Source organism: Nocardia farcinica (assembly GCF_029867845.1).
Lineage (GTDB): Bacteria > Actinomycetota > Actinomycetes > Mycobacteriales > Mycobacteriaceae > Nocardia > Nocardia farcinica_A.
In genome coordinates this window covers 1-1,829 of the sequence record NZ_JARWRU010000171.1, presented here as the reverse complement: position 1 = coordinate 1,829, position 1,829 = coordinate 1, and the positions used below count along the sequence as shown (strand labels likewise).

Below are 1,829 nucleotides of genomic sequence, written 5' to 3'. Positions count from 1 at the left end.
CCCCCCCCCCCCCCCCCCCGGGGCCCCGGGGTTTCGCGCGCCGCCGCGCACCCGCCCGGCCGGGCGGATTACCCTCTATCGGGTGGCGATATCCAAGGTCGAGCGGCTGATGAATCTGGTCATCGCGCTGTTGTCGACCCGGCAGTTCCTCAGCGCGGAGCGGATCAGGGAGAGCGTCGCCGGTTACGAGGACTCGGCCAGCGACGAGGCCTTCAGCCGGATGTTCGAGCGCGACAAGAACGAGCTACGCGATCTGGGCATCCCGCTCGAGGTGGGCCCGGTGAGCCGGTACTCGACGCTGGAGGGCTATCGCATCAACCCCGACGCCTACGCGCTGCCCGACATCGACCTCACCGACGAGCAGGCCGCCGCGGTGGCGGTCGCCGTGCAGTTGTGGGAGTCGCCGGAACTGGCGGCCGCGGCCGAGGGCGCGCTGCTGAAGCTGCGCGCGGCGGGCATCCACGTCGAGACCGAGGCGCCGGTGGCGACCGTGCCCGCGGTGCCCGCCCGCACCAGGGGATCGGAGCCGGTGCTCGGCAAGCTGCTGGCCGCGGTGGACGCGGGTCAGGCGGTGCGCTTCGAACATCGTGGCTCGGTCGGCGAGCCCTACCGGATGCGCGACGTGGAGCCCTGGGGTGTGGTGACGCACCGTGGCCGCTGGTATCTGGTCGGCCACGATCGCGACCGCGGCGCGGTGCGCAGCTTCCGGCTCTCGCGTATCGCCGACGACGTGACTCCCTACGGTCCGCGCAACGCGGTGCGCAAACCCGAGGGCGTGGACCTGCGCGAGATCGTCGCCAGGGTCACCTGGCACAGCCCGGTCACCGGGACCGCGGTCATCTGGGGGGCCGACGGCCGCGGCCGTGACGTGCGCAGGCTGGGCACGGTACGTCAGGCCGAGGTGCTGGCCGGCCGCTCCGGCGTGGTGCTCGAGGTGCCGGTGCGTTCCTGGGACTGGATCGCCCGGCTGGTCACCGGCCTCGGGCCGGACGCGCTGGTGCTCGAGCCGGCGCAGTTGCGCGCCGATGTGATGGCGCGCTTGCGCGCGGTGTCCGAACTGGCCGTGTCGAAGGCATCGTCGAAGGCGGCGGCGAAGGCGGCGGCCGAGAGCCCGGAGGCGAGGGCATGAGCACGAGCAGACTGTCGGTGCGGCTGTCGCGGCTGCTGAACATGATCCCGTACCTGATCGCCAATCCCGGTATCAGCGCCGCCGAGGCCGCCGCGGACCTCGGCGTGAGCACCAAACAGTTGATGAGCGACCTCAACCAGCTGTGGATGTGCGGCCTGCCGGGCTACGGGCCGGGCGACCTGATCGACCTGTCGTTCTCCGAGGAGAGCATCGAGGTCACCTTCTCCGCGGGCATCGACCGCCCGCTGCGGCTGACCTCCACCGAGGCCACCGCCCTGCTGGTGGCGCTGCGCTCGATCGCGGAGATGCCGGGCATGGTCGACCCGACGGCCGCGCACGCGGCCATCGCGAAGATCGAATCGGCCATCGCCGACGGCGCGACCGAGACCGCGCACACCGAGTCCGCCCCGCCGGTCCCCGAGGCGCCCGCGGTGACCACTGTCCGCTCGGCGCTGGCGGCCGGGCACGCGCTGCGGCTGGTCTACTACTCGGCCAGGCGTGACGTGGTCTCCGAGCGCGTGGTCGACCCGATCCGCATCCTGCTCGTCGACGACAACAGCTATCTGCAGGCGTGGTGCCGGGAGGCCGAGGCGGTGCGGCTGTTCCGTTTCGACCGCATGGAGGCCGCCACCGAACTGGACGAGCCCGCGCGACCGCCACGTGACGTGTCGACCGAGGCGGCGCTCGACCTGTTCCAGGA

General features: G+C 72.3%; 2 protein-coding genes. Both read left to right on the top strand.

Going from position 1 to position 1,829, the window contains the following annotated elements:
* Positions 1-82: 82 nt before the first annotated feature.
* Complete coding sequence (locus QH283_RS03520) at positions 83-1,129, top strand: helix-turn-helix transcriptional regulator (RefSeq protein WP_280501578.1); 1,047 nt, start codon at positions 83-85, stop codon at positions 1,127-1,129.
* Positions 1,126-1,829 (top strand): helix-turn-helix transcriptional regulator (locus tag QH283_RS03515; protein ID WP_280501577.1); only part of this gene is annotated, 704 nt, incomplete at its 3' end. The genes QH283_RS03520 and QH283_RS03515, both read left to right, overlap by 4 nt.